Genomic DNA, 26,789 nt, shown 5'->3' on the forward strand with positions numbered 1-26,789 from the left:
GGTTCCGTTAAGCGCGCCGTGAGGCGGCAAGCACTGCGTCCAGAATTTGTTGCAGCAGAGCCTTTGACGTGGCGAAGTTGAGGCGTGCAAAGGCTTCTGCACCGGGATTAAAGGTTTCACCCGCGGTGAGCGCTACTTTGGCATGCTCCAGATAATACGCGCCGGCGGCGGTCGGTAAGTGCAGTTCGCTAAAATCCAGCCAGGCGAAGTAGGTTGCCTCGGGGGTGTGGACGCGAACCTCCGGCAGAGCGGGGCGCACGGTGGTGATCACTTGCTCACGCCGTTCCAGCAGGTAATGGCGTGCGCCTTCCAGCCAACTGTGGCCGCGATCCCAGGCGGCCACGGTAGCATCAATACCGATACCGGAGGGATAGCCTAAAATCCGGGCGGGCAGACGTTGGGTAAAGCGCTGTTTTAACGCGCCGTCGCCGAAGTACATCAATGCACAGCGCAGTCCGGCGATATTGAAACTCTTACTGGCTGAGTTCAGGGTGATGGTGCGCGCTGCAAGGCCCAGTGCCACCGTAGCAAACGGAATATGTTCCTGCCCGGGATACACCAGATCGGCATGAATCTCATTGGCAATCACGATCAAATCATGGGCTTCGGCCAGTGCTGCCAGCTTTTCCAACTCATCACGCCGCAGTGCGCGGCCGGTGGGGTTGTGTGGGTTACACAGCAGCAGGATGCGCGTGTTGGCATCAATCTGGTTGGTAAGATGATCGAAATCGATTTCATAGCCCTGACCGTTGTCCAACAGTGGGCTGGCCTGTAAGCGGCGGCCGGTGTCATTGATGGCATCATAAAAGGGCGGATAGCTGGGGGCTTTCAGCACAATACCGTCACCTGGCTCACTGAAGGCCAAAATCAGCAAATAGACTGCCCGCACCAATTCGTTGAGCGCCAATACGTTGGCAGGGTCGGTTTCCCAGTTAAACTCGCGTGCGGTATAGCGACTGAAGGCGCGCGCCAGCAGATGTTCCGCCCGGTCGCGTTGCCGGTAAGGGTAGCCGGTATCCTGAGCCAGATACCAGTGACGTAATACGTCAGCAACGGCTGGCGATGGGGCGAAATCCATTTCCGCCACCCAGGCGGGGAGAATCTCCAGCGCGTGATACTGCCACTTCATGCTTTGGCGACGGCGTAGCGTTTCCAGCGGCAGCGTGTATTGCTCTGCAAACTGTTGCGCGATACCGGCATCGTAATGCGTGTTCATGTTATACCACCTGCGGGATGCGTTTCGGCAAGGGCATTTTCAGCCAGTAAACCGACGTATCCATGCGCAGATGCATGAGGATTCCTTCTGTTTTATTTGCCGTTGACAAGCCAATCATGGTTGGCTAAGTTGCGGTCAAATTAACAAATATATATTTTATATTGTATAAACTTTATCAGCTATGCATTGCCATTTAACGCATATGGCAGTGTGGTTATCCTGGCCGATAAATTAGCAATGAGGGCGCTATGGATCAGACTGACGCAGCAAACCTGGCCAACCCGGCCCCCCTTCCCGCCGTGGTGGTTGACCGGCGGCCGCTGACCGACCGCGTGGCGGACTATGTGCGCGATCTGATCGTGCAGGACATCCTGCAACCCGGCGATCCCATCAATGTGCAAAGCATTTGCAGCACCCTGCAAATCTCGCAGACCCCATTGCGTGAAGCGCTGAAAATGCTGGCAGCCCAGGGGCTGGTGGATTTGCGCCCCAATAAGCGCGTAGTGGTGGCGTCTCTGGCGGCGAATGAAATTGAAGACATGCTGGTGGTATATACCGAAATGGAAAAACTGGCAGGTCGGCTAGCGGCATTGCAAGCGACACCAGACGATCTGCACGCGTTGCAGCAGGAACAGGCGCTGATGGCGGCGTTTCATGCTGGAGAATTGTTGCGCTATTTTCATGCCAACCAAGCTTTTCATCAGGCGTTGGTGCACGCTTCGCACAATGCCACACTGATTGAGCTGCGCAATAATCTCAATGCCGTCTGTATCGCACTTGTTTCAAAGGAAATCAGTGGAATGCGCGCAGCGGTGACTGGCAGCGTGTGGCTGAAGAGCACAGTAAAATTCTGCGCGCCATTGAGACGCGCAACAGCGATCTGTGCGCGGAACTGCTGGCTCGCCACCAGAACGGTGCGCGTGCCTCCTTGCACGCGGACTGATCGGGTTAGCCTCCCCCGCTGATATTGCGGGGGAAATCTTACGGTTTAGGTTCTACCCATACGCCTGCCAGGTTCCCTTCAACACCATCTGCCGTTGGCGAATGGTCGTGAACGCGCGGGTTGTAAATGGTGATGAACTGTGGAGACAGCAGGTTAATGTCCGGCGCGTCATGCATTACGATCTGCTGGAACTGGCGGAATTGCGCAATGCGTTTGGTATTGTCGTTTTCTGTCTGCGCCGCTTCAAGCAGGCGATCGACTTCGGGGTTAACGTAATGCGAGGTGTTGGAGAACGGCAACCCGATGCGGTAGTTCTTCGACCAGTAGAGACGCTGTACGCCTGCGGTAGGATCGTATAAGTTGGCGAACATGTTCAGCGCCAGCGCAAAGTCGCGATCGGTATACACGCGTTTGGTATGCGACGAAATGTCCGATGAACGCAGCGTTACCGCAACCCCAATTTTTGCCAGGGCCGCCCGTGTGAAATCTGCGATGCGACGGAAAGCATCGTCATAGGTGTTGTGGTCCAGCGTGATGCTAAAGCGTGTACCGTCTGCGCCGCGCGGGTATCCAGCTTCATCCAGCAGTCGGTTAGCGGCCGCCAGATCGAAGGGATACGGGGTCGGCGACGGATCGTGGAAGGTTTTCAAACCGGGGGCAACGGGAGATGCTGTCGGCGTCGCCAGGACAAAGTAAGCAATACGCACCAGTGCATCCCTGTCAATGGCGTGAGAAAACGCCTGACGCACACGCAGGTCTTTGAAAATCTTGTCATCCAGGTTGAATTGCAGCGATGCGACGCTGTAAGAGTAATTGTTCCCTTTGGTTTCAAAGCCCAGCTTGCCCTCTTTCTTTAATCGGGCAATTTCACTCAGCGCAACCGGCGTTCGGTAAGCGATGTCCGCATCACCGGTTTCCAGCGCCAGCGTGCGCACCACGGCATCCGGCGAGAACTTGACGATCAACTGGTCCAGTGGGTTATCCCAGTAGTTGGGATTGCGTTTGTAGACAATATGGCTGCCTCGTACCCATTCGCTGAAAACATACGGGCCGGTGCCGACTGGCGCATTGTTATTGGCATTTTTCAGTGGGTCGCTGCCCGGCACGTCATAGATGTGTTTTGGCAGAATCGGTGTTTCACCGGCGGCAAACGCGCGCAGCAAATAAGGAGCCGGGTGTGATAACTCAAAGACGGCAGTCAGCGCATCGGGGGTTTTAATGTTGCTAACGTTAGCAAAGGTGCTTCTGGCACGTGGGTGTATTTGTTTCAGCAACTGAATGGAATAGGCAACGTCAGCGGAAGTAAAAGGCTGGCCGTCGTGCCACTTTACCCCCTGACGCAAATGAAAAGTATAGGTTTTGCCATCGGGGCTGATATCCCAGGATGTTGCCAACTGTGGCTGTGGATTAAGATCGTAATCGTAGGTCAGCAGCCCTTCCGTGACTTTGCCACTGACCGCAATCGCCGGTTTAGCGACGGTCGCGAGTGAAACCAATGTGGATGGCTCACTGGACAGTATCAGCGTCAGTGCACCGCCGCGCTGCGGCGTGGTGGCAGCGTGCGCGCTGGCAGCCAGCCATCCTGAAAGCAGGAGGGCGTTGCCTCCCCAGCGAGATAAACGGGTAAACCATGACATAAAACCCCCTGGTTGAAGATCAAAAAAACAAATATGAGCGAATGAAATTCAACCTAACAAATATATATTTTATATTGTATAAACTTTATGGGATAACCAATTGCGTAAACTGGAAATGCACGCCACACGGCCTGTCCATGCCTACCATTGAACCTTTCATAGCGCTTTTTCTTCCTCCCCAAGCACAATCATTTTCTGAGAGGCGTGAAGCCACACGCTTTTCACACGAGTCGCTTGGCGAAAGGCGACCGTACCCACGGGAGGAATCGGAATTTGCTGGTAACGTGCCAATTCAATACCATCGTTATCTATCTGATCGAGTTGGTTCAGGCGGTTAGGTTTTTGAAGCGAGTGGGGTATAAATTCCTCTTTACTGAACTGACGTGGAACATGCGGGAAAGACTGTCTAGCTTCATTAACTTCACATCCATAGATGTTCAGGTGGCAACATGTCCCCGAAATAACGGCGCTATTATGCTGATAAATAAAGGTATGTCTGTCAAAAACCGGTCTGTTTGAGACCGTATGGCAAACAGGCTACGGATGCGCAGTGCTGGATTGCACGGTACTTGCGGGGATGATGGGGAGTGGTTCATCGTGGTGGATACGTGCGCGTAACGAATCGTCCGGCTTTTCTTTGCCCGAGCGAGAATAGTCATAAGGCAGTAGCAAGGTATCCATAACGGCAGAAAACGGCATATCGAGGATCACCAGTGGCGTCATGGCCCAACTGGCATCTTCACTGTGCAGGGCGTCCATATTGGCACGCGTACCGGAATAGTAACCCTGATGGGGACCGGTGTGCGTCATCACGCTGGAACAACCGCCAGTAAGCGCCAGCCCGCTTCCTGCTATCAACAAAGAGAGTGCGGTACGTCTCAGTACTTTCATATCGCTGTCCATTGAGAAATGGTCGGCTTACGCCAGGCCTTGCCACGGTATAACGGGCTCTAAGTAAGATGTCATGTTTTGTGCTGTTGTGGTAGTACTTCATTTTCCGATAAATTTTTCGGAAAAGGAAAAATTGCTTCGATCGCGGCCTTGAAAGTTTGAGCCCGGTCCCCATCTTTATTGTAGCCTCAGATTATGACGCTACGCCGACAGGGTAGTCGATGGGGTGTAGGGCCTGTCTATCAAAGAAGGATCATATCAATCCTCGCTGAATGTTTAGGAGGCTGTAATGCGCAATTTCGATTTTTCTCCCCTGTGTAGTTCCGCCATCGGTTTCGATCGTTTGTTTAATCTGCTGGAAGCCGGACAAAGTCAAGGTAACGGTGGGTATCCTCTCTACAATGTTGAACTGGTGGATGACAACCATTACCGCATTGCCATCGCTGTCGCGGGTTTTGCCGAGCATGAGCTGGAGATTACCGCTCATGACAATCTGCTGATTGTGAAAGGCGCACACGGCGGTGAGCCGGTAACACGTAACTATCTCTATCAGGGCATTGCCGAGCGCAATTTTGAGCGTAAGTTCCAACTGGCTGAGCACATTCAAATTACTGGTGCCAATCTGGAACATGGCTTGTTGTACATCGACCTGGCGCGCGTGGTGCCGGAAACGATGAAGCCGCGCCGTATTGATATCAAGTAAGACGACGTTAACGTTTAACACCCAGTTTTAACGCCCGCCCGCCGTTAGGGGGCGAATTCGGTGGAGCCTGCATGCTCCTCTGAAGGCACACTTTCGCTTCAAAGAAGGAGTCACATTATGCGTAACTATGATTTATCACCGCTGCTGCGTCAGTGGATCGGTTTTGACAAATTGGCCAGCTCAATGCAGGGCAGTCAGGAGGCCGTTGAGTTTCCTCCTTACAACATTGAGAAAAAAGACGATAACCACTATCGTATCACGCTGGCCCTGGCCGGGTTTCAGCAAAGCGAACTCGCGATCGAAGTGGAAGGGCCACGTCTGACGGTAAGCGGTACGCCGACACTGCCGGAGAAGAAAGAGGAATATCTGCATCAGGGGCTGGCGTTTAAACCGTTCACCCTGAGCTTTACGCTGGCGGAGCACCTGTCTGTCTCCGAGGCGAAATTTGAACTCGGTTTGCTGCATATTGATCTGGTGCGTGAAGTACCGGCAGAACTGCAACCGCAGCGTATCGCCATTGGCGGCAACCGCCCTGAGTTGACGCACGCGCCTGAATCGGCCAGCGATGCTTAATCCGCAAAATAACGCGGTGAGTTTGTTACCCATCCCCGGTTTTGCCGGGGATTTTTATTTCCCTATCACCAATAAGGATTTGTGCTGAAAGGCACGGATTCTCGCTTCCCCTTCTGCCAGACTGCCTGTCAGTGGCGCTTTTGTCGCGTAGGTCTAGACTGATTTTCAAGCGAAAGACGGCTGCACAAGGATACGGCTATGAGTTATATCGCACTGACCGTGAGTATGCTGGCGTTAGTAGCAGTATTGGGGTTGTGGATAGGCAATTGGCGTATCTACGGCGTTGGGTTGGGCATTGGCGGCGTGCTGTTCGGTGGCATTGTGGTGGGGCATTTTGCCCAATACTTCCAGTTCACCCTCAACAACGACATGCTGCACTTCATTCAGGAGTTTGGACTGATCCTGTTTGTCTACACCATCGGTATTCAGGTGGGTCCCGGCTTCTTCTCTTCATTACGCGTTTCCGGCCTGCGGCTAAACGGCTTCGCGTTACTGACCGTGCTGTTGGGCTGTATTGTCACCATCATCATTCATAATCTGTTTGCCGTTCTGTTGCCGATTATTCTGGGGATTTTCTCCGGTGCGGTGACCAACACGCCGTCTCTGGGAGCCGGGCAGCAGATCCTGACCGATTTAGGCTCTAATCCGGCGCAGGTTATCATGATGGGCACGGGTTATGCGATGGCCTATCCGCTAGGCATCTGTGGCATTTTGCTGGTGATGTGGCTGCTGCGCGTGGGGTTTCGCATCATGGTTGAGGCGGAAGCCAGGCAATTTGATAACAGTAACGGCCATCACCATGAGCAGCTGCAAACCATGAACATCAAGGTGAACAACCCGAACTTGTAGGGGTTGGCCATTCAGGATGTGCCGATGCTCAATAGCGATGCGATTGTCTGTTCCCGCCTGAAACGCGGCGATACGCTGATGGTGCCCGCGCCCGCTACCTTGATTCAATTGGGCGATTATCTGCATCTGGTGGGACGCAAGGCGGCCATAGATGCGGTGGCGGATATTGTTGGCAATGCCCAGCAGAAGCTACAGCAGGTGCAAATGCTGCCGGTGTTCATCGGCATTGGTCTTGGCGTGCTGGTAGGTTCGGTGCCCATGTTTATTCCCGGTTTCCCCGTTGCTTTGCGGCTTGGATTAGCCGGAGGGCCTTTGGTGGTGGCTCTGATCCTCGGGCGAATCGGTGGCATTGGGAAACTCTACTGGTTTATGCCGCCCAGTGCGAACCTGGCGTTGCGCGAATTGGGTATTGTGCTGTTTCTTTCCGTGGTGGGGCTAAAATCGGGCGGTGATTTTTTTATACCTTGCTGTACGGCGAAGGCATCTGGTGGGTAGCCTACGGTGCCTGTATCACCATCATCCCACTGTTAATCGTAGGCGTGTTGGCACGAACGCTCGGGAAAATGAATTACCTGACGTTGTGTGGGATGTTAGCAGGTTCAATGACGGACCCGCCTGCGCTCGCCTTTGCCAATGGGTTGCACGCCACCAGTGGGGCCGCTGCGCTCTCGTATGCAACGGTTTATCCTCTGGCTATGTTTCTGCGCATCATGTATCCTCAACTGCTGGCGGTATTATTTTGGAGCCTGTAAGTGAAAATGATGCGGGCGAGATAATAACGCGGTATTATTTACCGCGTTATTATCTTATTTCGCGCATCACTTTTTCTAATAACTTAATTTCCATTTATTATCCTGTGATTGATCACGCTTTTTTTCAGAATACATCATGCTAAATGACCAATATATTTAAACTATTAAATCGATTTAGTAAGTAAAACAACGATCATTCAACTGCCGTTTACTCTATTATGTTCTACGTTAATCATACGATTTGATGGGGCGAGAAAAATACCCTGACCAATTGTTTTCTCGCTTTTTTTTCTGTTGCTGATGTATCCGCTTTACAAAATATCCTTATTACCGAATTAGAATGACAATCAAGAGAATAAGATATTGGTAATCGGGGTGATGAAGGAAGAATAACGAAACACCGCTCCTCCGCACTGCATTGGGTGGAAAAAACGAATTCCGTTTTAATCTTCTAGCGTGGTGTTTTTATGTCTGCAAACAATAGCAGGTTAGTTAAGCTCCTCATCATTATCGGTATTGCTGTCGCGTTATGGTTATTACCCGTGCCGGAGGGCGTCAAGCCTGATGCCTGGCATCTAATGGCTATCTTCATTGCCACCGTTATTGGTCTTATCCTCTCTCCGTATCCCCTCGGTGCCATGGCGATGTTCAGTTTGACGTCCGTGGCGATCCTTGGTTTGCTCTCGATTAAAGACGTATTGGCCGGGTTTAGCGACCCTACCATCTGGATGATCGTCTGTGCCTTCTTTATCTCGCGCGGCTTTATCAAAACCGGTTTTGGCCGCCGCATTGGTTTGCTGATGAACAGCAAACTGGGTAACAGCTCGCTCGGCCTGGCTTATGGTCTGGTGTTCACTGATCTGTTGTTTGCCCCAGCGATGCCTTCCACCTCGGCGCGCTGTGGTGGGATCATCACTCCGCTGTTCCGTTCTATTGCTTAGGCCTATGATTCTACGCCGGAGAAAGGCACCCAGCGCCGTATCGGTGCGTTTCTGGTGCAGTCCATTTTCCAGTGTAATGCCATTACCTCCGCTATGTTCATGACCTCCATGGCCGGTAACCCGATGGTGGCAAAACTGGCGGTGCAGCTCGGTATTCACATCAGTTGGACCGATTGGGCGCTGGCAACGCTGGTACCGGGTATCCTGTCTCTGGCACTGATCCCTTATCTCATCTATCGCTTCTATCCGCCTGAATTGAAACAAACTACGGAAATGCGTGCCATTGCCGTGGAGCGTTTGCGTGAAATGGGGCGTATGACGCGCGATGAATGGGTGGTGTTAGGTGTATTCCTTGGTCTGGTTACCTTCTGGGTGTTGGGTTCCACGCTGAATATTGATGCCACCTTGACCGCGCCGACGTGGCTTAGCGTGCTGCTGCTGAGCCGTGCGCTGAGTTGGGATGACGTGGTCGGCGAGAAAGAAGCCTGGCACACCGTGGTATGGTTCGCCGTGCTGATGACGCTGGCAAAGCAACTGAACAAGATGGGACTAATTGCCTGGTTAGGCCAACTGGCGGGCAACGCTGTCAGCGGATTCCACTGGTTGCCGATGCTTGGTATCTTGCTGCTGGTTTACTACTACAGCCACTACCTGATGGCGAGTGCGATTGCCCATATCAGCGCCATGTATGCCATCTTTGTTTCCATTGCTTTGGCGGCAGGCACACCGTCGATGCTGACCGTGCTGGCGTTTGGTATCTTCAGTAACCTGTTCATGTCCACCACGCACTACTCAAGCGGCCCGGCCCCTGTTTGGATGTGGTTATATGCCGCTGTCAACCTGGTGGAAAATTGGCTTCTTTATCAGCCTGGTCGTGATTCCTATTTGGTTGGGTATTGGTGGCATGTGGTGGAAGGTATTGGGATTCTGGTAATTCCTATCAGACTGCGATTTTCCTTGCCCCGTAACGCGGGGCAATAACGCAGGACGATAAATACGGAAAAACAGGTTAAAATAAGGATATCCAAGGTGATTCCGGAGCAAGACATGAGCAGGATAAAAGCACCGATGAAGCTGGGAACATCCGTTTTTCTGATGGTCTCTGTCGTGTTAGCGCAGTGTTGCTGGTGGTCTATGCTCTGCTGTTTTTCCGCATTAACCAACTCTCCGAAGACAGCCTGCGCGACAAGGCGTTTGCCATTGCGCGCACCTTTGCCGCTTCCCCGGTAGTGATTGATGAGTTGCAAGGATTGGGTAACCCCGAAGCGGTGCAGCGCGCCGCCGAGACCATCACGCACCGCAATCAACTGCTGTTTGTCACCGTGACCGACATGGACACGGTGCGACATACCCACCCGGAACGGGAGCGTATCGGTGAACATTTTGCCGGACGCGACATTTATCCTGCGCTGTTTGGGCTGGAAAATACCTCGATCAACCGTGGTACGCTGGACTCGGCGCTGTGGGTGTTTACACCGGTTTTTAATAATGATGGCAAGCAGGTCGGCGTTGTGGCGTTAGGCGTTGCGCTGACCAGCGTGCAGAAAGTGATCAGTGAAAACCGCTGGATGATCCCCTCGGCGCTGCTGGCCGGCGGACTCGGCACGCTGGTGCTGGTGAAAATCCACAAGCGCATCATGCTGGGGTTTGAACCATATGAGATTTCCAATCTGTTTGAGCAGCGCAACGCCATGTTGAAACAGATCAAGGAAGGGGGTGATTGCCATGGATGACAGCGGCCGTATTACGGTGATTAACGATGAAGCGCGCAGGCTGTTCCGACAAGGCAATATGGCGGCCAATGCGTCGGCAGAAACCATCAGCGAGCAGTGGATGGAGCACCTTCGACTCAGACAAGTGCTGGAAAGTGGTATCGCTCAGCGTGATGAAGAGATCAATATCAACGGCAATTTGCTGCTGACCAATACCGTGCCAGTGACGGTGAAAGGTAACGTGATTGGTGCTATAGCCACGTTCCGCGACAAGACTGAAATTGGCCAGTTGTTGCAGCGCTTGACGGGGATGTCCTATTACGCCGATGCACTACGGGCACAGTCCCACTAGTTTATGAACAAGCTGCATGTGATTTTGGGCATGCTCCATTTGAAATACTACTCGCAGTTGGAAGACTATATTTTAAAAACGGCGAACAACTATCAGGCAGAAATTGGCTCGATTATTCGCAAGGTGAAATCGCCGGTGATTGCCGGGTTCTTACTGGGTAAAATCAACCGGGTGCGCGATCTTGGCATACAACTGTCGATAACCGAATAGAGCCTGTTGCCCGAAACCGACGATATGGATGCCACCAATGAGTTGATCACCGTTTTGGGTAATCTGATTGAGAATGCCATGGATGCAATGAGTAACATGGAAAACGGAGAAATCAGAGTGAGTTTCCATCATCAGGATGGGCGCTTGCACTGTATCGTGGGCGATGATGGCCCCGGTATTACGCTGGAAAATCAGCACCGTATTTATGAACAAGGATTCTCCACCAAGGGATCCGGGCGCGGAATCGGTCTTTGCCTGACCAAGCAGAGCCTGGAAAAAGTGGGCGGCAGTATCGATTTTGAGTCGGAACCTGAGGTGTATACCCAGTTTTTCGTGAATATCCCTTATCAAGCCAAGGCTGTTTAACCATGATAAATGTACTGATTGTTGATGACGATGCCATAGTTGCAGAACTTAACCGTTCCTATCTGAGCCAGGTGCCCGGTTTCAACTGTTATGCAACGGTGCCAACCTTACAGCAGGCGCGAAATTTACTGATGCAACCCGATTCCGAGATCGATCTGGTGCTGCTCGATATCTATATGCAGCAGGATAACGGGTTGGATCTGCTGCCGACCATTCGTGAGTTCAGCGAACAAATGGATGTGATTATCATCTCCTCCGCCAGTGATGTGTATACCATTAAGAAAGCACTGCATTACGGCGTGGTCGATTACCTGATCAAACCGTTCCAGTTCTCTCGCTTTGAACAGGCGCTTACCGCCTATCGCGAAGAAGCGAACCTGCTTAAATATCGAGAATTTGTTGCTCAGTCGGATATTGATAGCTTGATTCGTCGCACCAGCGGCGGTGTGGCCGGTGAGCGTAAAAAACTGCCGAAAGGGCTGACCAGTCTGACGCTACGCACCGTCTGCGAATGGATTGAAGGCAACCAAGGGGCTGAGTTTTCCACGGAAATGCTGGCGAACGCGATTGGCATCTCTCGCGCTTCTTGCTGTAAGTATCTGATATATCTCGATGATACTAATATTCTTGCCACCAATATCCTCTACGGATCGACTGGTCGCCCTGTGTACCTTTACCGCCTGCTGCCCGAGAAACAAGACGCACTGCGCCAGTATTGCGAGTAATCAGTACGTTCACGTGAAATAAGAAAGGCCACGACAGATTGAAGCATCCTCACCCTGTCGCGGCCCTGTTTTATGTCACCTTGCGTTCAACGATTATGCCTCTTCCTCAAGAAAACAGACTCTGAGTCGATGCCCATCAGGATCGAGCACGGCAAAGGAATAGCCAAAGTCGAGCTGAGCTGGTTTTTGGATCACGGTGACTTGGTGCTGGGTTCCCCAAGCTTGATAAAGCGTATCAACCTCTGGTTTATCCTGTACCGTAAACACAATCTCACCCGACGGTATGCTGGCAATCTGGTTCACACCAGGTTCCACGGTGTAGCATGACCATAAGCCGAGCTTGAAGACATTTTCAAACACAAACAACGTGAAGGTGGGGCTTTTTTCTACGGGGGTGATGCCAAACAGCCCAGTGTAGACGTCGGCGCTTTTTATTACGTTACTGACATAGAGAATTGAAATATCGGCGTATAGCATGGCAGTCTCCTTGGTAGTAGACCGCCATGTTAATCAGGCGCAGTGACAGTTATTGTCAGCAGCCTATACCCGTCATACTTCAAGTTGCAGGTGCGTTGGCTGCGCTCGTTATTTGGCCCATCCCTGGGCCTCACCGCTAACGAGGCCGCCGCACGCGGCGTTCAAATCTGCTCCCGGCAGATTTGTCACCCGAATCACTTACTTGAGTAAGCTCATCGGGCTTCCTTCACTTGCCGCCTTCCTGCAACTCGAATTATTTAGGGTATAAATAGTGGGATTTCCTTACAGTAACCAGCCCATCAGCAGCGTTGCGCCGATCACGGTAGAGGCACCACCGATGCGCGTTGCGATTTGTGCAAACGGCATTAGCGACATTCGATTGGACGCCGAGAGAATGGCAACGTCTCCGGTGCCGCCCAGGCCGCTGTGGCAGGTGGTTACGATGGAGGCTTCAATCGGATACATGTTTAGACGTGGTGCAATCAGGAAGCTGACCAGCGCCATAGAAAGCACGACGGAGCCGCATACGATAACGTAGCCAACGGAGAACACGGCGACCACGCTTTCCAGCGGAATATAGAGCATCCCCAAGCCAATCATCAACGGCCAGACCAGTGAGCTGGAGACGAATTTATAGACGCTGTGCGCGCCGGTTTCCATGCTAGCGGGAATAACACGGCTGTATTTACAGAACACCGCTATCAGGATCATCAGTACCGGGCCAGGAATGTGTACCAGCTTCTCAAACAGGCCACCGACGATAAAGAAGGCGCAAATCATCAGCAGGCCGCCACCCATCAGATGGAAATCCACTGGTTTTGGTGTGTCGTTTACCGTGAACAGGTTCTGCTCTTCGTCACTGCGCACCAGACGCCCTTCGCCGTTCAGATCCTTACGACGCATGCCGAGACGTGACAGGATACCTGCGCAGAAAATGGCAAAATATTACCCACCACTGCCGCAGGGGCCAGTTGCGCCACATAGACATCCGGTGCCTGACCCAGCAGTGCGGAATACGCCAAGGACAACGGTAAAATGCCTTCGCCGATACCGCCGCCAATAATGGGCACAATGATAAAGAAGAAGGTGTGATACAGGCTGTAGCCGCACAGTTTACCTACCAGCAGGCCCGTTACCACTGCGGTGACGGTACCGATGACCAGCGGTACAAACATGCGTACCATCCCTTGAATCAGGATCTTGCGGTTCATGCCTAAAATACTGCCGACCACCAGACACGCGATGACGAAGTAGAGAAAGTTCGCTTCCTTCATCAGCAGGTGCACGGTCTTCATGGTGTTGTCGTTAAACAGGTGAAAATAGACCAGAATAGAGGGCACCATCAAACACAGGATTGCAGGGCCGCCGATATCTTTAAATACCGGAATAGTATGGCCAATATGCGCCAGCAAAAATCCCAGCGTCATAATAACAGCGAAGCCACCGATCATATTTCTCGGCAGATAGCCTTCATACGCAGCAGCAAAAACAACAGCCGCGATAGCAATAAATAATGCAACGGGTACTACCCCAACTTTGTTTTTAAAAACTGGGTGAAGAACGACAGTTGCGACGTTGATTCAGCAGCAAGCGTGCTCTCGTAGAGGACATCGGTTTCAGTTCTTTTCATTATGTTTACTCCACGTAAACGGGTTATATATTTACGGGTTGTTTTTATTGTTAGAAAGCTAAGTGTTTTACTATCAAAGAGTAAGGTGGTGCTTAAAGTGAATGGTTGGGTCAGTGGATATATTATCCATGAGTAACCTGTCATGATTAAATGTTAAATATAATAAAACATCCATGAGTAAATGAGGTAATTGTGAGGCTTGCGACAACTCTTTTTTAAATAAGTTATCTCAAATTAATGTAATTAAATTTATTTTTTATTCTCAAGGAGGCTATTCGTGAAAAACAAAATTAATTATTAAGTTACTCTATCAGTAATATAATTAAATAAGGCGATTTAAAATTTAAAAAAAACTACTGTTTGTAGGGTTATTTAGGCGTTGTTTGGCGCTCGTTTGCTGGTGCTTATCCACGATCCGTCGCGAGAAGTTTTTTCATGTAGCGTAACTAGTTAGCGCCAGGCTAATGATGTCTTTGATGGTTATCACTAATTTTTATGTTCTTTCGGAATTTTTACCTGACATTAACGTTTTTAACAAGCGTTGTTGCTCATTGATTCATCATTTGACATAAGATGTTTCATGTTTTTATGGTGATAATTTCTGTTTTAATAAAAATTTAAAGATTATTATCTGGTGTTTTGATTGAATTTTGTGATTTTGTTTAATTTTTTTTATAACTTTTCAGATTGTATGCTATTGTCGAAGATGTGGCGATTTTGTAAATCCACACCCATTATATTGACGTTAGGGTGATCTGTTGCCACATTGACGGGGTTGGAAGGGGGGACAACGGATTGTCAGGCTGACGCCGGGTTCGCAAACCTAATCCGCAGGCCACTCTCATATACTGCCTCGTCTCCCTCCTTATTAAGTGAATTATAGCCTTCGGGCAAAAAAGTACAGACCACAGCCACCACATGACGCGCTGCGTCGATGCTGATTAGAACGGCCTCTTGTCGGCGGCAAGTAAAAATATCCTGGTCTGACTTTCATCAACACACAACATCCACAATGGAGTACACGTAATGGAAAAATCCTTGGCAAAATCAAGGATGCTCAAAATCGGACTCGGCTTGCTGGCCATGTCTGTGGCAGCCGGTCTCCAGGCAAAAAACCTGGTCTATTGCTCCGAAGGTTCTCCTGAAGGTTTTAACCCGCAACTGTTTACGTCCGGCACCACCTTTGATGCCAGCTCAATTCCTATTTATAACCGTCTGGTTGAATTCAAAAGCGGTACTACCGAAATTGAACCGGGCCTGGCAGAAAAATGGGACATCAGCGAAGATGGCAAAACCTATACTTTCCATCTGCGCAAAGGCGTGAAGTGGCAAGACGGCAAAGAGTTTAAGCCGACGCGTGAATTCAATGCGGAAGACGTGCTGTTCTCCTTCCTGCGTCAGCAAGATCCGAACCATCCGTATCATAAAGTGCCTGGCGGCAGCTACGAATACTATCAAGGCATGGGCATGCCGGAGCTGATCAGCAAAATCGAAAAAGTGGACGACTATACTGTTCGTTTCGTGCTGACCCGTCCGGAAGCGCCATTCCTGGCCGACCTGGCGATGGACTTTGCGTCGATTATGTCCGCAGAGTACGGTGCCAACATGCTTAAGGCAGGCACCCCGGAGAAGATCGACCTGAACCCGATCGGTACCGGTCCGTTCCAGTTGCAGCAGTACCAGAAAGACTCCCGTATTCTCTACAAAGCGTTTGATGGCTTCTGGGGCAAGAAACCGGGCATCGATCGCCTGGTGTTCTCCATCACGCCGGATGCGTCCGTGCGCTATGCCAAGCTGCAAAAATATGAGTGCCAGATCATGCCGTATCCTAACCCGGCCGATCTGTCCCGCATGAAAAGAAGACAAAAACATCACGCTGCTGGAAAAACCGGGCTTGAACGTGGGTTACCTCTCTTTCAACGTGCAGAAAAAACCACTGGATAACGTCTAAGTGCGTCAGGCACTGACTTATGCGGTAAACAAAGGCGCCATCATTGACGCGGTGTATCAGGGCGCGGGCCAGGCGGCCAAGGACCTGATCCCACCGACCATGTGGGGCTTTAACGACGATGTGAAGGATTACTCCTAAGATCCGGAAAAAGCTAAAGCCTTGCTGAAAGAAGCGGGTATGGCTGGTGGCTTCACCGTGGATCTGTGGGCGATGCCAGTGCAACGTCCGTACAACCCGAACGCACGCCGTATGGCGGAAATGATCCAGTCTGACTGGGCCAAAGTTGGCGTGAAAGCCAAGATTGTCACCTACGAGTGGGGCGAGTATCTGAAAAGCGCCAAAGCGGGTGAACATCAGACGGTGTTGATGGGATGGGCCGGCGATAACGGGGATCCGGATAACTTCTTCGCGACCCTGTTCAGCTGTGACGCGGCAGAAAAAGGCTCTAACTACTCCAAGTGGTGCTACAAGCCGTTTGAAGACTTGATTCAGCCTGCCATTTCATGGGCACCCTGGCTGAGCTGTGGCTTGATAAGCCCCTATGGCAGCAATATGTCACCTATATCAACGGTGTGCTGCACTGCGATCTGGGTATTTCCCTCAAGAGCCGCATCCAGGTGTGGGATGAGTTTGTGCCGCACCCTGGAAATGGGTGTCTGCGCGATGCTGTTTGCCGTGATTGTCGGTGTTCCGGTTGGCGTGCTGGCAGCGGTTAAACGCGGTTCCATTTTCGATCACACGTCTGTCAGTCTGGCACTGACCGGCTACTCCATGCCGATTTTCTGGTGGGGCATGATGTTGATCATGCTGGTGTCGGTCAATCTGACGCCTGTCTCGGGCCGTATCAGCGATACGGTGTTTCTCGACGACAGTTTGCCGCTGACCGGCTTTATGCTGATCGATACCCTGTTCTTCGGTGAGCCGGGCGATTTTATCGATGCCGTGGTGCTGGGCACGATCCCGTTGGCGGTGATCGTGCGGATGACCAGCTCCGCCATGCTGGAAGTACTGGGTGAGGATTATATCCGTACCGCGCGCACCAAAGGGCTGAGTCGCCTGCGTGTCATCGTGGTGCATGCGCTGCGCAACGCCATGTTGCCAGTGGTCACTGTGATCGGTCTTCAGGTAGGGACGATGTTGGCAGGGGCGATTCTGACCGAAACCATCTTCTCCTGGCCGGGACTGGGACGCTGGTTGATTGATGCGCTGCAACGCCGCGACTATCCGGTGGTGCAGGGGGGGCGTGCTGCTGGTGGCGACCATGATCATTCTGGTCAGCCTGCTGGTCGATCTGTTGTACGGCGTGGTGAATCCGCGCATTCGACACAAGAAATAAGGGGAGAGGCAAAGATGACTCAAATCACTGAACCGGCTGTTGATAATTCGCCCGTGCCGATGACCACGCTACAGGAATTCTGGCATTACTTTAAACGTAACAAAGGCGCGGTGGTGGGCCTGGTGTATGTGGTGCTGATGTTGATTATCGCCATTGGCGCCAACGTGCTGGCACCGCATGCGCCCGCCGAGCAGTTCCGCGATGCGCTACTGCGTCCGCCGGTATGGCAGGAAGGCGGTAGCTGGCAGTTTCTGCTTGGCACTGACGATGTGGGCCGCGATATTCTTTCGCGCCTTATGTACGGCGCACGCCTGTCGCTGCTGGTCGGCTGTCTGGTGGTGGTGCTGTCACTGATTATGGGTGTGGTTCTCGGTTTGCTGGCTGGCTACTTTGGCGGCATGGTGGACACCCTTATCATGCGCGTAGTGGATATCATGCTGGCGCTGCCGCACTATGTGCGTCTGACGCGCGTGGCGGGTGCTGGCGCGATGCACCAAATGTTCATCAATATCTTCCCCAACTGTCTGGCACCGCTCATCGTGCAGGCGTCATTGGGCTTCTCCAACGCCATCCTCGGCATGGGCGCACAGCCGCCAACGCCGGAGTGGGGCACCATGCTGGCCGACGTGTTGCAGTTTGCGCAAAGTGCCTGGTGGGTCGTAACCTTCCCTGGCCTTTCGATCCTGCTCGCGGTGTTGGCGTTTAACTTGATGGGGGACGGCTTGCGTGACGCTCTCGACCCCAAACTCAAGCAGCGATCCGGGGGAAGAGATGGCATTACTCAACGTAGAAAAACTGTCGGTGCATTTTGGCGAAGGGAATAACCCGTTCCGCGCCGTTGACCGTATCAGTTACCAAGTAGAACAAGGGCAGGTGGTCGGCATTGTCGGTGAATCCGGCTCCGGTAAATCGGTCAGCTCGCTGGCTATCATGTGGTTGATTGACTTCCCCGGCAAAGTGATGGCAGACAAGCTGTAATTCAACCAGCGCGATCTGAAAAGCATTTCGGAAAAAGAGCGGCGTCAGTTGGTCGGCTCCGAAGTGGCGATGATCTTTCAGGACCCGATGACCAGCCTTAATCCCTGCTACACCGTAGGCTACCAGATTATGGAAGCCACCAAGGTGCATCAGGGCGGTAATCGCAAAACGCGCTATCAGCGTGCTATCGATTTGCTGACGCAGGTAGGCATCCCCGATCCGGCTTCGCGGTTAGACGTGTATCCGTACCAACTGTCAGGTGGGATGAGCCAGCGCGTGATGATCGCAATGGCGATTGCCTGTCGGCCCAAACTGCTGATCGCCGATGAACCGACTACTGCACTGGACGTGACCATTCAGGCGCAGATCATTGAACTGCTGTTGGAATTGCAGCAGCGGGAAAACATGGCGCTGATCCTGATCACCCACGATTTGGCGCTGGTGGCGGAAGCAGCCCACCACATCATCGTGATGTATGCCGGTCAGGTCGTGGAATCCGGTAAAGCGGCGGATATCTTCCATGCGCCGCGCCACCCTTATACCCAAGCGCTGCTGTCAGCGACACCGCGCCTGAACCCGGCGTTGCGCCGCGAGCGTATCAAGCTGATTGGGGAACTGCCCAGCCCGCTCAATCCGCCGCCGGGCTGTGCGTTTAACGCGCGCTGCCAGCATCGTTTTGATACCTGCGTCCAGTTCCAGCCGACGTTGAAAGCCTATGGCGATCAACTGATTGCCTGCTTTGCCGTCGACAGGGATGAAGCCGGTTCGCGGTGAGTTCGCTTGAGATGAAAAACGCGGGCAAAAGCAGCCCGCGTTTTTTTTACGTGAAGAACGCGTTCTATTCGTTAAAGAATATCGTCGACCACTCCGCCATCAACGCGTAGCGCCGCGCCTGAGGTGGCAGACGCTTGCTGCGAACAGATATAGACTACCATATTGGCGACCTCTTCCACGCTGGCAGCACGCTGAATGACCGAACTGGGGCGGTGCGCCATCACGAATTCCCGCGCCAGTACCTCAAGGGATTTGCCGGTGCGTGCCACTTCATCTTGCATCATGGTGGCGAAGCCGTCGGAAATCGTAGGGCCCGGCAGCACACTGTTCACCGTTACGCCAGAGCCCGCAACCCTTTTTGCCAATCCGCGCGCCAGCGCCAACTGCGCCGTTTTCGATACGCCGTAGTGGATCATGTCGGCAGGAATGTTGCGTGCGGATTCTGAGGAGATAAACACCACCCGCCCCCACTTTTTCGCCACCATGCCTGGCAGGAAAGCGCGTGACAGACGAACGCCCGACATCACGTTGGTTTGCCAGTAGTCTTCCCACACCGCATCGTCGGTGTCATAGAAATCACGCGGACCGTAAATACCGGCATTATTCACCAGAATATCCACGAACGGCACTTGATCCAGCAGCGCTGTTACCCCTTCGGTATTGCCAAGATCGGCAACGGCACCGCGAAGACGGGCCTGCGGGAACTGTTGTTGCAAACGGGACATCGCCGCATCAACCGACGAACTGCTGCGGCCATTCACGATCACCTTGGCATGGCTTTCCACCAGTCCTGCCGCAATCGCATACCCAATGCCACCGCTGGACGCGGTGACCAACGCCGTTCTTCCTGACAGATCAATATTCATACAGAAACCTTCCTCCGAGGAATGGACGCCGTGCCTTGCGCGGCGTTAGCGACGACCAAAAACCCGGCCGCCAACCGGAAACCGTTCCCTATTAGTAGGCCACTCTGTTCTCTTTTTTTATCCCCACGCAGGCGAAAGACCTTTGCTAAAACGTTGATAATCCCCCACTCAGCCAATGGCAAGGCGCTGTAGCCATAAGATTCGCTTACTTGTGTTTTTGTGAGCGATGTTTCATTTTAGGATGATGAAAGAGCGCGAGCGAAGCGGTCGCTCATCCGCTGGGGAATGAAATGTCGGTAAAAGATTGGCTGTTGGCGCTGTGCTTGGTGGTTGCCTGGGGCGTTAATTTTGTGGTTATCAAAGTCGGGTTGCAGGGAATGCCACCGTTTTTGCTGGCGGGGCTGCGTTTTACACTGGTGGCGCTGCCTGCCGTCTTTTTTGTGCCGCGCCCGCGTTTGCCGCTGCGCTGGCTGGTCGCCTATGGCATGACCATCAGTTTCGGCCAGTTTGCCTTTCTGTTTCTGGCGATAAAACTCGGTATGCCAGCAGGAATCGCCTCGCTGGTGCTGCAAGCGCAGGGTTTCTTCACCCTGTTGCTGGGTGCGCTGCTGCTGGGTGAAGCATTGCGTTGGAACCATTTCCTTGGCATTGCCATTGCTACGCTGGGTATGTTTGTACTGGCGGAAGGCGGCATGCTGAACCAGACCACCACCGGATTGACGCTGCTCACGATGCTGCTGACGTTAGGCGGCGCACTCTCTTGGGCATTCGTAATATCAGCAACAAAGTCATCATGAGCCGCCACGGTGCGGGGTTGAATGTGATGTCGCTGGTGGTGTGGAGTGCATTGGTGCCGATTGGGCCGTTCTTTCTCTGCTCCTGGATGTTCGACGGCCAGGAGGCGATAGTTGCCAGCCTGACCAACATGCATATGACGACGGTGTTGGCGCTGGGCTATCTGGCGTTTGTTGCTACCATCATGGGATTTGGTATCTGGAGCAGTCTGCTCGGGCGTTATGAAACCTGGCGCGTCGCCACGTTGACGCTGTTGGTACCAGTGTTTGGCATGCTGAGCGCTGCGCTGTTTCTTGACGAACACATTACCCTGCTTCAGGTGGCTGGCGCGCTGCTGATCATGGTTGGGCTGCTGGTCAATGTGTTTGGTGGACGTCTTGCTTTGTTGGCGCGGACGCGCAGCGCATCTTAACGAAACCTCATCACACCCTGTTGTTATGCCGCTTTTCTGCAATCCGATATCGGAGGGACGATCGTAAAATTGCAGAAAAGCAGCAATGTCTGTGGTTCTAGATATGGCAGGACAATTTTTCCCTCGTGTTCAGCCAAAAACCGAGATTTGCCACGCTGGGCATTGGTAGCCCTACGCCGCTCAAGGAGTATCGCCGCACGATCGACATTCGTGCATGGCAGGTAAAAGCGTTGCCGCCAGTGCATTGAGTACCGATGCGTGTCTGATGCTGCATGTTCCCCAACCGCTTAGCGTGTAATTCTAACCGCTTAATGCGCTATGCCACCGTCGATACAAATTGGTTCTGCGCGCTCGCTCGTATTCCCGTATCGTCGCGCCATCACCACACCCCACACAGTCAACGATTCCTGCCTTGTCCAACATGGACGCCAACGGCGTGGTGGATGCTCGATATTGTTCGATAAAGATTAAAAAACAGACCATTAAGACTTAATTTGCCTGAAGGATGTCTTATGAAAAGCAGTACCATACTCAAACACATTCCCTGGATGATGCTTGCCGTAATCGGGGCATCTTGCCTTGGCGTGGTTGCGCTGCGCCGTGGAGAACACGTGAGCGCACTGTGGATTATCGTCGCTTCCGTATCCGTCTATCTGGTGGCCTATCGCTACTACAGTCTCTATATCACACAGAAAGTCATGCAGTTGGACCCGACCAGCGCAACGCCTACGGTGGTTAACAACGATGGCCTGAACTATGTGCCCACCAACCGCAACGTTCTGTTCGGTCACCACTTTGCGGCTATCGCAGGCGCAGGCCAGCTGGTAGGGCCGGTATTGGCGGCGCAAGTGGGTTACCTGCCGGGCACGCTGTGACTGCTGGCAGGTGTGGTACTGGCCGGTGCCGTGCAGGACTTCATGGTGCTGTTCCTCTCCACGCGGCGTAACGGTGCGTCACTGGGTGAAATCGTCAAGAAAGAGCTGGGTCCGGTTCCTGGCACTATCGCGCTGTTCGGCTGCTTCCTGATCATGATCATCATCCTGGCGGTGTTGGCGTTGATCGTGGTGAAAGCGTTGGCAGAAAGCCCGTGGGGCGTGTTCACCGTATGTTCTACGGTGCCGATCGCGCTGTTTATGGGTATCTACATGCGTTACCTGCGCCCAGGCCGCGTAGCGGAAGTGTCTGTTATCGGTATCGTGCTGCTGGTCATGGCTATCTGGTTTGGTGGCGTAGTGGCTCACGACCCGTACTGTGGCCCTGCGCTGACCTTTAAAGACACTACCATTACCTTTACGCTGATTGGCTATGCCTTTGTATCCGCTCTGCTGCCGGTATGGTTGATTCTGGCACCGCGCGACTACCTGGCAACGTTCCTGAAAATCGGCGTTATAGTTGGTCTGGCTATAGGTATCGTGATCCTGAACCAGGATCTGAAAATGCCTGCGGTGACGCAGTTCGTTGACGGCACTGGTCCAGTATGGAAAGGTACCCTGTTCCCGTTCCTGTTTATCACCATCGCGTGTGGTGCCGTGTCTGGTTTCCATGCCCTGATTGCTTCCGGTACTACCCCGAAACTGCTGGCGAATGAAAACGACGCGCGCTTTATCGGTTACGGCGCAATGCTGATGGAATCCTTCGTAGCGGTCATGGCACTGGTGGCAGCGTCCATCATTGAACCGGGTCTCTACTTTGCCATGAACACCCCTCCAGCGGCGTTGGGCATCACCATGCCTAACCTGCACCAGTTGGGTACGGCGGATGCGCCGATGATCATGGCGCAGCTGCAAGAAGTCTCTGCGCACGCTGCCGCGACCGTTAGCTCCTGGGGCTTCGTTATCTCTCCTGAGCAGATCATGCAAACGGCGAAAGATATTGGTGAACCTTCCGTGCTGAACCGCGCAGGCGGTGCACCGACGCTGGCAGTCGGTATTGCGCACGTGTTCCACCAGATTATTCCTGGTGCCAACATGGGCTTCTGGTATCACTTCTGTATCCTGTTCGAAGCGCTGTTTATCCTGACGGCACTGGACGCAGGCACCAGTTCTGGTCGCTTCATGCTGCAAGACCTGTTGGGTAACTTCGTTCCGTTCCTGAAGAAAACCGATTCACTGGTAGCTGGTATCATCGGTACGGCTGGCTGCGTCGGTCTGTGGGGCTACCTGTTGTATCAAGGCGTGGTCGACCCGTTGGGCGGCGTGAAGAGCCCGTGGCCGCTGTTCGGTATCTCCAACCAGATGCTGGCCGCTGTGGCGCTGGTGCTGGGTACGGTAGCCCTGATCAAGATGAAACACGCGCAGTACATTTGGGTCACCGTGGTGCCTGCTGTGTGGTTGCTGATCTGCACCACCTGGGCGCTGGGCCTGAAACTGTTCAGCGACAACCCGCAGTTGGAAGGCTTCTTCTACATGGCCAACATGTTTAAACAGAAGATTGCCGAGGGCGGTGCTGATCTGAGTGCACAGCAGATTGCCAACATGAACCACATCGTGATCAATAACTACACTAACGCGGGCCTGAGCATCCTGTTCCTGTTCGTGGTGTACAGCATCATTGCCTACGGTGTGAAAGTGGCGATTGAAGCGCGTCAGGAAGATAAGCGTACCGATGGCGAAACTGATTATGTACCGGTTCCGGCAGGCGGCGTTAAGATTTCTAACGGTCACTGATACACGAATACCCGTCTCTTTACCGCCGCAGAGTGCGGTGGTAAAGAGACGAGTCGCCATACCCCGTATAAGATATATACGTGGTAGTTTTTTTAGGAGACCAGCTATGTTTGGCAACCTTGGCAAAGCGGGAAAGTATCTGGGGCAGGCTGCACGCATGCTGATTGGGATTCCGGACTATGAAACCTATGTTCAGCACATGCAAACCAACCATCCCGATCAACCACCGATGACCTACGAAGAGTTCTTCCGTGAGCGGCAACAGGCTCGCTACGGCGGCGATGGCAAAGGCGGCATGCGCTGCTGTTAACCTCGCCCAATCGCAAATTGGTTACGCCGATCGCATCTTGCTGACCAAAACCGACGTGGCAGGTCAGGATGACGCACTGCTTCAGCGTTTGCAGCGCATCAACGCGCGCGCCGATTTACACCGTGGTCAACAGCGAGATTGATCTCAGCCTGTTGTTCAACGTCGATGGCTTTATGCTTAACGACAAGCTGGCAGTAAAAGCGCCGCTGTTCCGTTTCGTGGCACCGCAGAAGAACAACGTGGAGTCTATTGTGGTGGAACTGGATCACGCGGTGGATTTTGCAGCGGTTTCCGACGTGATGGAAGGTTTCTTGCTCAAATATGCCGATAACCTGCTGCGTTACAAAGGCATACTGGCCATCAACGGTGACGATCGTCGCCTGCTGTTTCAGGGCATTCAGCGTCTGTATAGCGCGGACTGGGACAGAGAGTGGCTGCCGGAAGAAAAGCGCGGCTGCATCATGGTCTTTATCGGGCAGGAATTGCCCGAGCAGGAAATCCGTGACGGTTTTGCCCGTCTGATGTGACTTATCATCAACACACCACCTCTTCACTGCTTGCGAGAGGTGGTGTGCTGAATGCAGCTAGGCTGCACTGGCATCCTGCGCGGGTTCATTATGCAACCGCTGACGTTGGCGCAGTGACGGGAACCATTTAATCCACAGCGCGACCACTAACAGCGTACCAATGCCGCCGAGCGCCGCTGCGGGCACCGCACCTAACCACGCTGCCAATAGACCGGATTCAAACTCACCCAGTTGATTCGACGTATTAATAAAAATGGAATTGACCGCACTCACGCGACCGCGCATGTCGTCCGGGGTATCAAGCTGCACCAGCGAGCCGCGAATCACCATGCTCACCATATCAAATGCCCCGAGGGCAAACAGCGTCAGTAACGACAGCCACAGTTGAGTGGACAGCGCAAACACCAGCGTCGCGACACCAAAACCGGCCACGGAGGCGAACATAATCTTGCCTACGTTACGTTCCATCGCATGCCGGGTGAGCCAAAAGCCCATCAGCAGCGCCCCAATCCCCACGGACCGGTATGCAGGATATCCTTGGCAAAGATGGGCAACAGTGTCGTCGCCCCGCCCAGCAATACGGCAAACAGATCGAGAGAAATTACACCCAACACATCCGGTCGGGCTCGGATAAAACGCACGCCAGCAAAAAGAGTGGCGAAACTGGCCGGTACACGCCGCACCGGTTCCTGCACATAGCACAGTCGGCTGACCATCAACATGGAGATCAGATACAGCAGCGCGGCGGCGAGATACACCGTGCCTGCGCCCGCAACGTACAGCAGGCCGCCCAGCGCCGGGCTGACCATCATGGCGGCTTGTCCCGCCGCTGAGTTTGCCGCCATGGCGCGTGCCAGCATGTTGGGTGGCACCAACGCAGGCAGCATGGAAAGCAATGCCGGTGCTTCCAGGGTTTTGGCGATAGCGATGAGCAGCACCAGTCCAAGAATGGTTAACTCATCCGGCGGCTGGGTAAAAGCCAGTATCGCCAACAGCGCGATGGCGAACCACTCCACGAACTGGCCGATTAACACGATACGTCGGCGGTCAAACTGATCGGCGATATACCCAGCGGGCAGAGCCAGCAGCACAGAAGGTAAAAACCGCGCCAGACCAATCAGGCCCAGATCGAACGCGCGGCCGGTGACAGAGTAGATTTGCCAGCTCACCACGATGTTAAGCATCTGAAAACCAAACATAGACGCGCTGTGGGCCAGCCAAAATGCAACGAAAGAACGTTGACGCAGCAGAGAGTCTGCGCCCGGTGAGGCAAACAAAGCTATGGTGAATCCCGGTGTTAATCCAATACGACTATTCCACGTTGACGGGGTTTAGGGGGGAGTGACGTTATTTTTCTTACCATCCATGGCTTGGCACAGGCAAGGTTTTTTCGTGCTGGTCGAGCGCATTGCGCACGGTATGCGCTCGACTGGCATAATGATGGTTTAACTAGAGTTTGCCAGTGCGGTGGTGCGTTTCACGGCTGCCAGCACGCTGCGCTGGAGTCCGGCAGCAAAATCGCTGTTGTTCAGTTCATATAAACCGTGCATACCTACACCAGCGGGCGAGTTATTGATATCCAGCAGTTGGCGCGGATGCTTTCCGCTCAGGCGCAGCATTTCCACGGCGCCCAGCAGATTTTCCTGACCACTTTGGTTGCCAGCGGGCGCGGCAGCCCTGCCAGCACACCGGCATCGGTCAGCGATTCGATAAAGTAGTAAATATAGTTTGGTCCAGCCACGCCAAAACCGGTGAAGACATCGATCAGACGCTCTTCCAGATACAGCACTTTGCCGAACGCGGTGAAGAACCCATCGAGCATCTCGGCCTGAGCATGTTGATTCAGCGTCACACCGCTATAGCCGTAGCCAGTGTCCGTCAGGGTGTTCGGGATCAAGCGGGCGATGGCGCGCGTTTCACCCAACAGTGCCGTCAGCTGTGCCACGGCCGGAATATCATCCTGTGGGCGAACGGCAATCACTACCAGATCCGCGTTTTCCAACGCGCTATCCGGCGTTTGAGCGGGCAGCGCATAGGTGTGCGTCAGGGTGGCGACGCGTTCGGCATCGATATCTTCGGTGCTGAACTGTGCATCAGTCAGCGCCGGATTGACCCGTGCGGCGCGGATAATGGCTTCTGCCATTTGCCCCGCACCAATAAAATGAATGTGTGCCATAGCTTTTCTCTCGATCGAATG

11 protein-coding genes and 13 pseudogenes are annotated in these 26,789 nt (G+C 53.2%); 16 read left to right on the top strand and 8 right to left on the bottom strand.

Translation table 11 applies throughout. The features are described from left to right. Positions 1-7: 7 nt before the first annotated feature. On the bottom strand, positions 8-1,216 hold the full coding sequence (locus JZM30_RS16760) for a MalY/PatB family protein (protein WP_252320066.1): 1,209 nt from the start codon (positions 1,214-1,216) through the stop codon (positions 8-10). A gap of 248 nt (positions 1,217-1,464) precedes the next feature. Between JZM30_RS16760 and JZM30_RS16765 the strand changes: the two genes are divergently transcribed. Further along, positions 1,465-2,181, top strand: a complete 717-nt coding sequence (locus JZM30_RS16765) for a GntR family transcriptional regulator (RefSeq protein ID WP_252320068.1) — start codon at positions 1,465-1,467, stop codon at positions 2,179-2,181. Positions 2,182-2,197: 16 nt separating this feature from the next. Here JZM30_RS16765 and JZM30_RS16770 read toward each other — a convergent pair whose 3' ends face one another. Next, positions 2,198-3,796 (bottom strand): ABC transporter substrate-binding protein, encoded by a 1,599-nt coding sequence (locus JZM30_RS16770; protein ID WP_252320070.1) that lies wholly within the window; start codon positions 3,794-3,796, stop codon positions 2,198-2,200. Positions 3,797-4,333: 537 nt separating this feature from the next. After that, positions 4,334-4,687, bottom strand: coding sequence for a YceK/YidQ family lipoprotein (locus JZM30_RS16775; RefSeq protein ID WP_196905842.1), 354 nt, complete (start codon positions 4,685-4,687; stop codon positions 4,334-4,336). Between the two features lie 289 nt (positions 4,688-4,976). Between JZM30_RS16775 and ibpA the strand changes: the two genes are divergently transcribed. The 6 genes and pseudogenes from ibpA to dcuR all read left to right on the top strand — a co-directional run bounded on the left by ibpA (position 4,977) and on the right by dcuR (position 11,870). Then, positions 4,977-5,390, top strand: a complete 414-nt coding sequence (gene ibpA, locus JZM30_RS16780; RefSeq protein WP_252320072.1) for a small heat shock chaperone IbpA — start codon at positions 4,977-4,979, stop codon at positions 5,388-5,390. 117 nt (positions 5,391-5,507) lie between these two features. Beyond that, a complete protein-coding gene (gene ibpB / locus JZM30_RS16785; protein ID WP_252320074.1) occupies positions 5,508-5,963 on the top strand; it encodes a small heat shock chaperone IbpB in 456 nt (151 codons plus the stop codon). A 198-nt stretch (positions 5,964-6,161) separates the two neighbouring features. Then, a pseudogene (locus tag JZM30_RS16790) lies at positions 6,162-7,564 on the top strand (Yide family putative transporter). Positions 7,565-8,031: 467 nt separating this feature from the next. After that, positions 8,032-9,439: pseudogene (locus tag JZM30_RS16795) on the top strand (anion permease). Between the two features lie 113 nt (positions 9,440-9,552). Further along, positions 9,553-11,170 (top strand): annotated as a pseudogene (locus JZM30_RS16800) (sensor histidine kinase). After that, positions 11,148-11,870, top strand: a complete 723-nt coding sequence (gene dcuR / locus JZM30_RS16805; RefSeq protein WP_252320076.1) for a two-component system response regulator DcuR — start codon at positions 11,148-11,150, stop codon at positions 11,868-11,870. The pseudogene JZM30_RS16800 and the gene dcuR overlap by 23 nt, the downstream one beginning before the upstream one ends. 93 nt (positions 11,871-11,963) lie before the next feature. On the opposite strand, the gene JZM30_RS16810 is transcribed toward dcuR, so the two are convergent. Beyond that, a complete protein-coding gene (locus JZM30_RS16810) occupies positions 11,964-12,347 on the bottom strand; it encodes a VOC family protein (RefSeq protein ID WP_252320078.1) in 384 nt (127 codons plus the stop codon). Between the two features lie 282 nt (positions 12,348-12,629). Then, positions 12,630-13,977, bottom strand: a pseudogene (locus tag JZM30_RS16815) (2-hydroxycarboxylate transporter family protein). Positions 13,978-15,003: 1,026 nt separating this feature from the next. On the opposite strand from JZM30_RS16815, the pseudogene JZM30_RS16820 reads away from it, so the two are divergent. The 4 pseudogenes from JZM30_RS16820 to dppD form a co-directional block, all read left to right on the top strand. Then, positions 15,004-16,426 (top strand): annotated as a pseudogene (locus tag JZM30_RS16820) (ABC transporter substrate-binding protein); the annotation flags it as partial. Positions 16,427-16,440: 14 nt separating this feature from the next. Continuing rightward, positions 16,441-17,264: pseudogene (locus tag JZM30_RS24400) on the top strand (ABC transporter permease subunit); the annotation flags it as partial. Positions 17,265-17,278: 14 nt separating this feature from the next. Beyond that, positions 17,279-18,019, top strand: a pseudogene (locus JZM30_RS24405) (ABC transporter permease subunit); the annotation flags it as partial. Positions 18,020-18,035: 16 nt separating this feature from the next. Then, a pseudogene (gene dppD / locus JZM30_RS16830) lies at positions 18,036-19,016 on the top strand (dipeptide ABC transporter ATP-binding protein). A gap of 71 nt (positions 19,017-19,087) precedes the next feature. Here dppD and JZM30_RS16835 read toward each other — a convergent pair. Further along, positions 19,088-19,882, bottom strand: a complete 795-nt coding sequence (locus tag JZM30_RS16835; RefSeq protein WP_252320080.1) for an SDR family NAD(P)-dependent oxidoreductase — start codon at positions 19,880-19,882, stop codon at positions 19,088-19,090. A 290-nt stretch (positions 19,883-20,172) separates the two neighbouring features. Between JZM30_RS16835 and JZM30_RS16840 the strand changes: the two are divergent. The 5 genes and pseudogenes from JZM30_RS16840 to JZM30_RS16855 all read left to right on the top strand — a co-directional run. Then, positions 20,173-21,089 (top strand): annotated as a pseudogene (locus JZM30_RS16840) (EamA family transporter). A gap of 125 nt (positions 21,090-21,214) precedes the next feature. Then, positions 21,215-21,337, top strand: coding sequence for a hypothetical protein (locus JZM30_RS23660; RefSeq protein WP_286673613.1), 123 nt, complete (start codon positions 21,215-21,217; stop codon positions 21,335-21,337). A gap of 264 nt (positions 21,338-21,601) precedes the next feature. Then, a pseudogene (locus JZM30_RS16845) lies at positions 21,602-23,755 on the top strand (carbon starvation CstA family protein). 106 nt (positions 23,756-23,861) lie between these two features. Continuing rightward, positions 23,862-24,065: a YbdD/YjiX family protein gene (locus JZM30_RS16850; RefSeq protein ID WP_195313178.1), complete on the top strand. Its 204-nt coding sequence runs from the start codon at positions 23,862-23,864 to the stop codon at positions 24,063-24,065. 1 nt (position 24,066) lies between these two features. Beyond that, positions 24,067-24,592, top strand: a pseudogene (locus JZM30_RS16855) (GTP-binding protein); the annotation flags it as partial. 57 nt (positions 24,593-24,649) lie between these two features. Here the strand turns inward: JZM30_RS16855 and JZM30_RS16860 are convergent. Continuing rightward, positions 24,650-25,875: pseudogene (locus JZM30_RS16860) on the bottom strand (MFS transporter). A 162-nt stretch (positions 25,876-26,037) separates the two neighbouring features. Further along, a pseudogene (locus JZM30_RS16865) lies at positions 26,038-26,768 on the bottom strand (pyrroline-5-carboxylate reductase family protein). Between the last annotated feature and the right edge of the window lie 21 nt (positions 26,769-26,789).

Source organism: Candidatus Symbiopectobacterium endolongispinus, from assembly GCF_018777385.1.
Lineage (GTDB): Bacteria > Pseudomonadota > Gammaproteobacteria > Enterobacterales > Enterobacteriaceae > Symbiopectobacterium > Symbiopectobacterium endolongispinus.

Bases quoted from the DNA above. Each gene is read 5' to 3' on its own strand.
- JZM30_RS16835 (WP_252320080.1), bottom strand. From the start codon at position 19,882: ATGAATATTGATCTGTCAGGAAGAACGGCGTTGGTCACCGCGTCCAGC.
- JZM30_RS16760 (WP_252320066.1), bottom strand. From the start codon at position 1,216: ATGAACACGCATTACGATGCCGGTATCGCGCAACAGTTTGCAGAGCAA.
- dcuR (WP_252320076.1), top strand. From the start codon at position 11,148: ATGATAAATGTACTGATTGTTGATGACGATGCCATAGTTGCAGAACTT.
- JZM30_RS16810 (WP_252320078.1), bottom strand. From the start codon at position 12,347: ATGCTATACGCCGATATTTCAATTCTCTATGTCAGTAACGTAATAAAA.
- ibpA (WP_252320072.1), top strand. From the start codon at position 4,977: ATGCGCAATTTCGATTTTTCTCCCCTGTGTAGTTCCGCCATCGGTTTC.
- ibpB (WP_252320074.1), top strand. From the start codon at position 5,508: ATGCGTAACTATGATTTATCACCGCTGCTGCGTCAGTGGATCGGTTTT.
- JZM30_RS16765 (WP_252320068.1), top strand. From the start codon at position 1,465: ATGGATCAGACTGACGCAGCAAACCTGGCCAACCCGGCCCCCCTTCCC.
- JZM30_RS16775 (WP_196905842.1), bottom strand. From the start codon at position 4,687: ATGAAAGTACTGAGACGTACCGCACTCTCTTTGTTGATAGCAGGAAGC.
- JZM30_RS16850 (WP_195313178.1), top strand. From the start codon at position 23,862: ATGTTTGGCAACCTTGGCAAAGCGGGAAAGTATCTGGGGCAGGCTGCA.
- JZM30_RS16770 (WP_252320070.1), bottom strand. From the start codon at position 3,796: ATGTCATGGTTTACCCGTTTATCTCGCTGGGGAGGCAACGCCCTCCTG.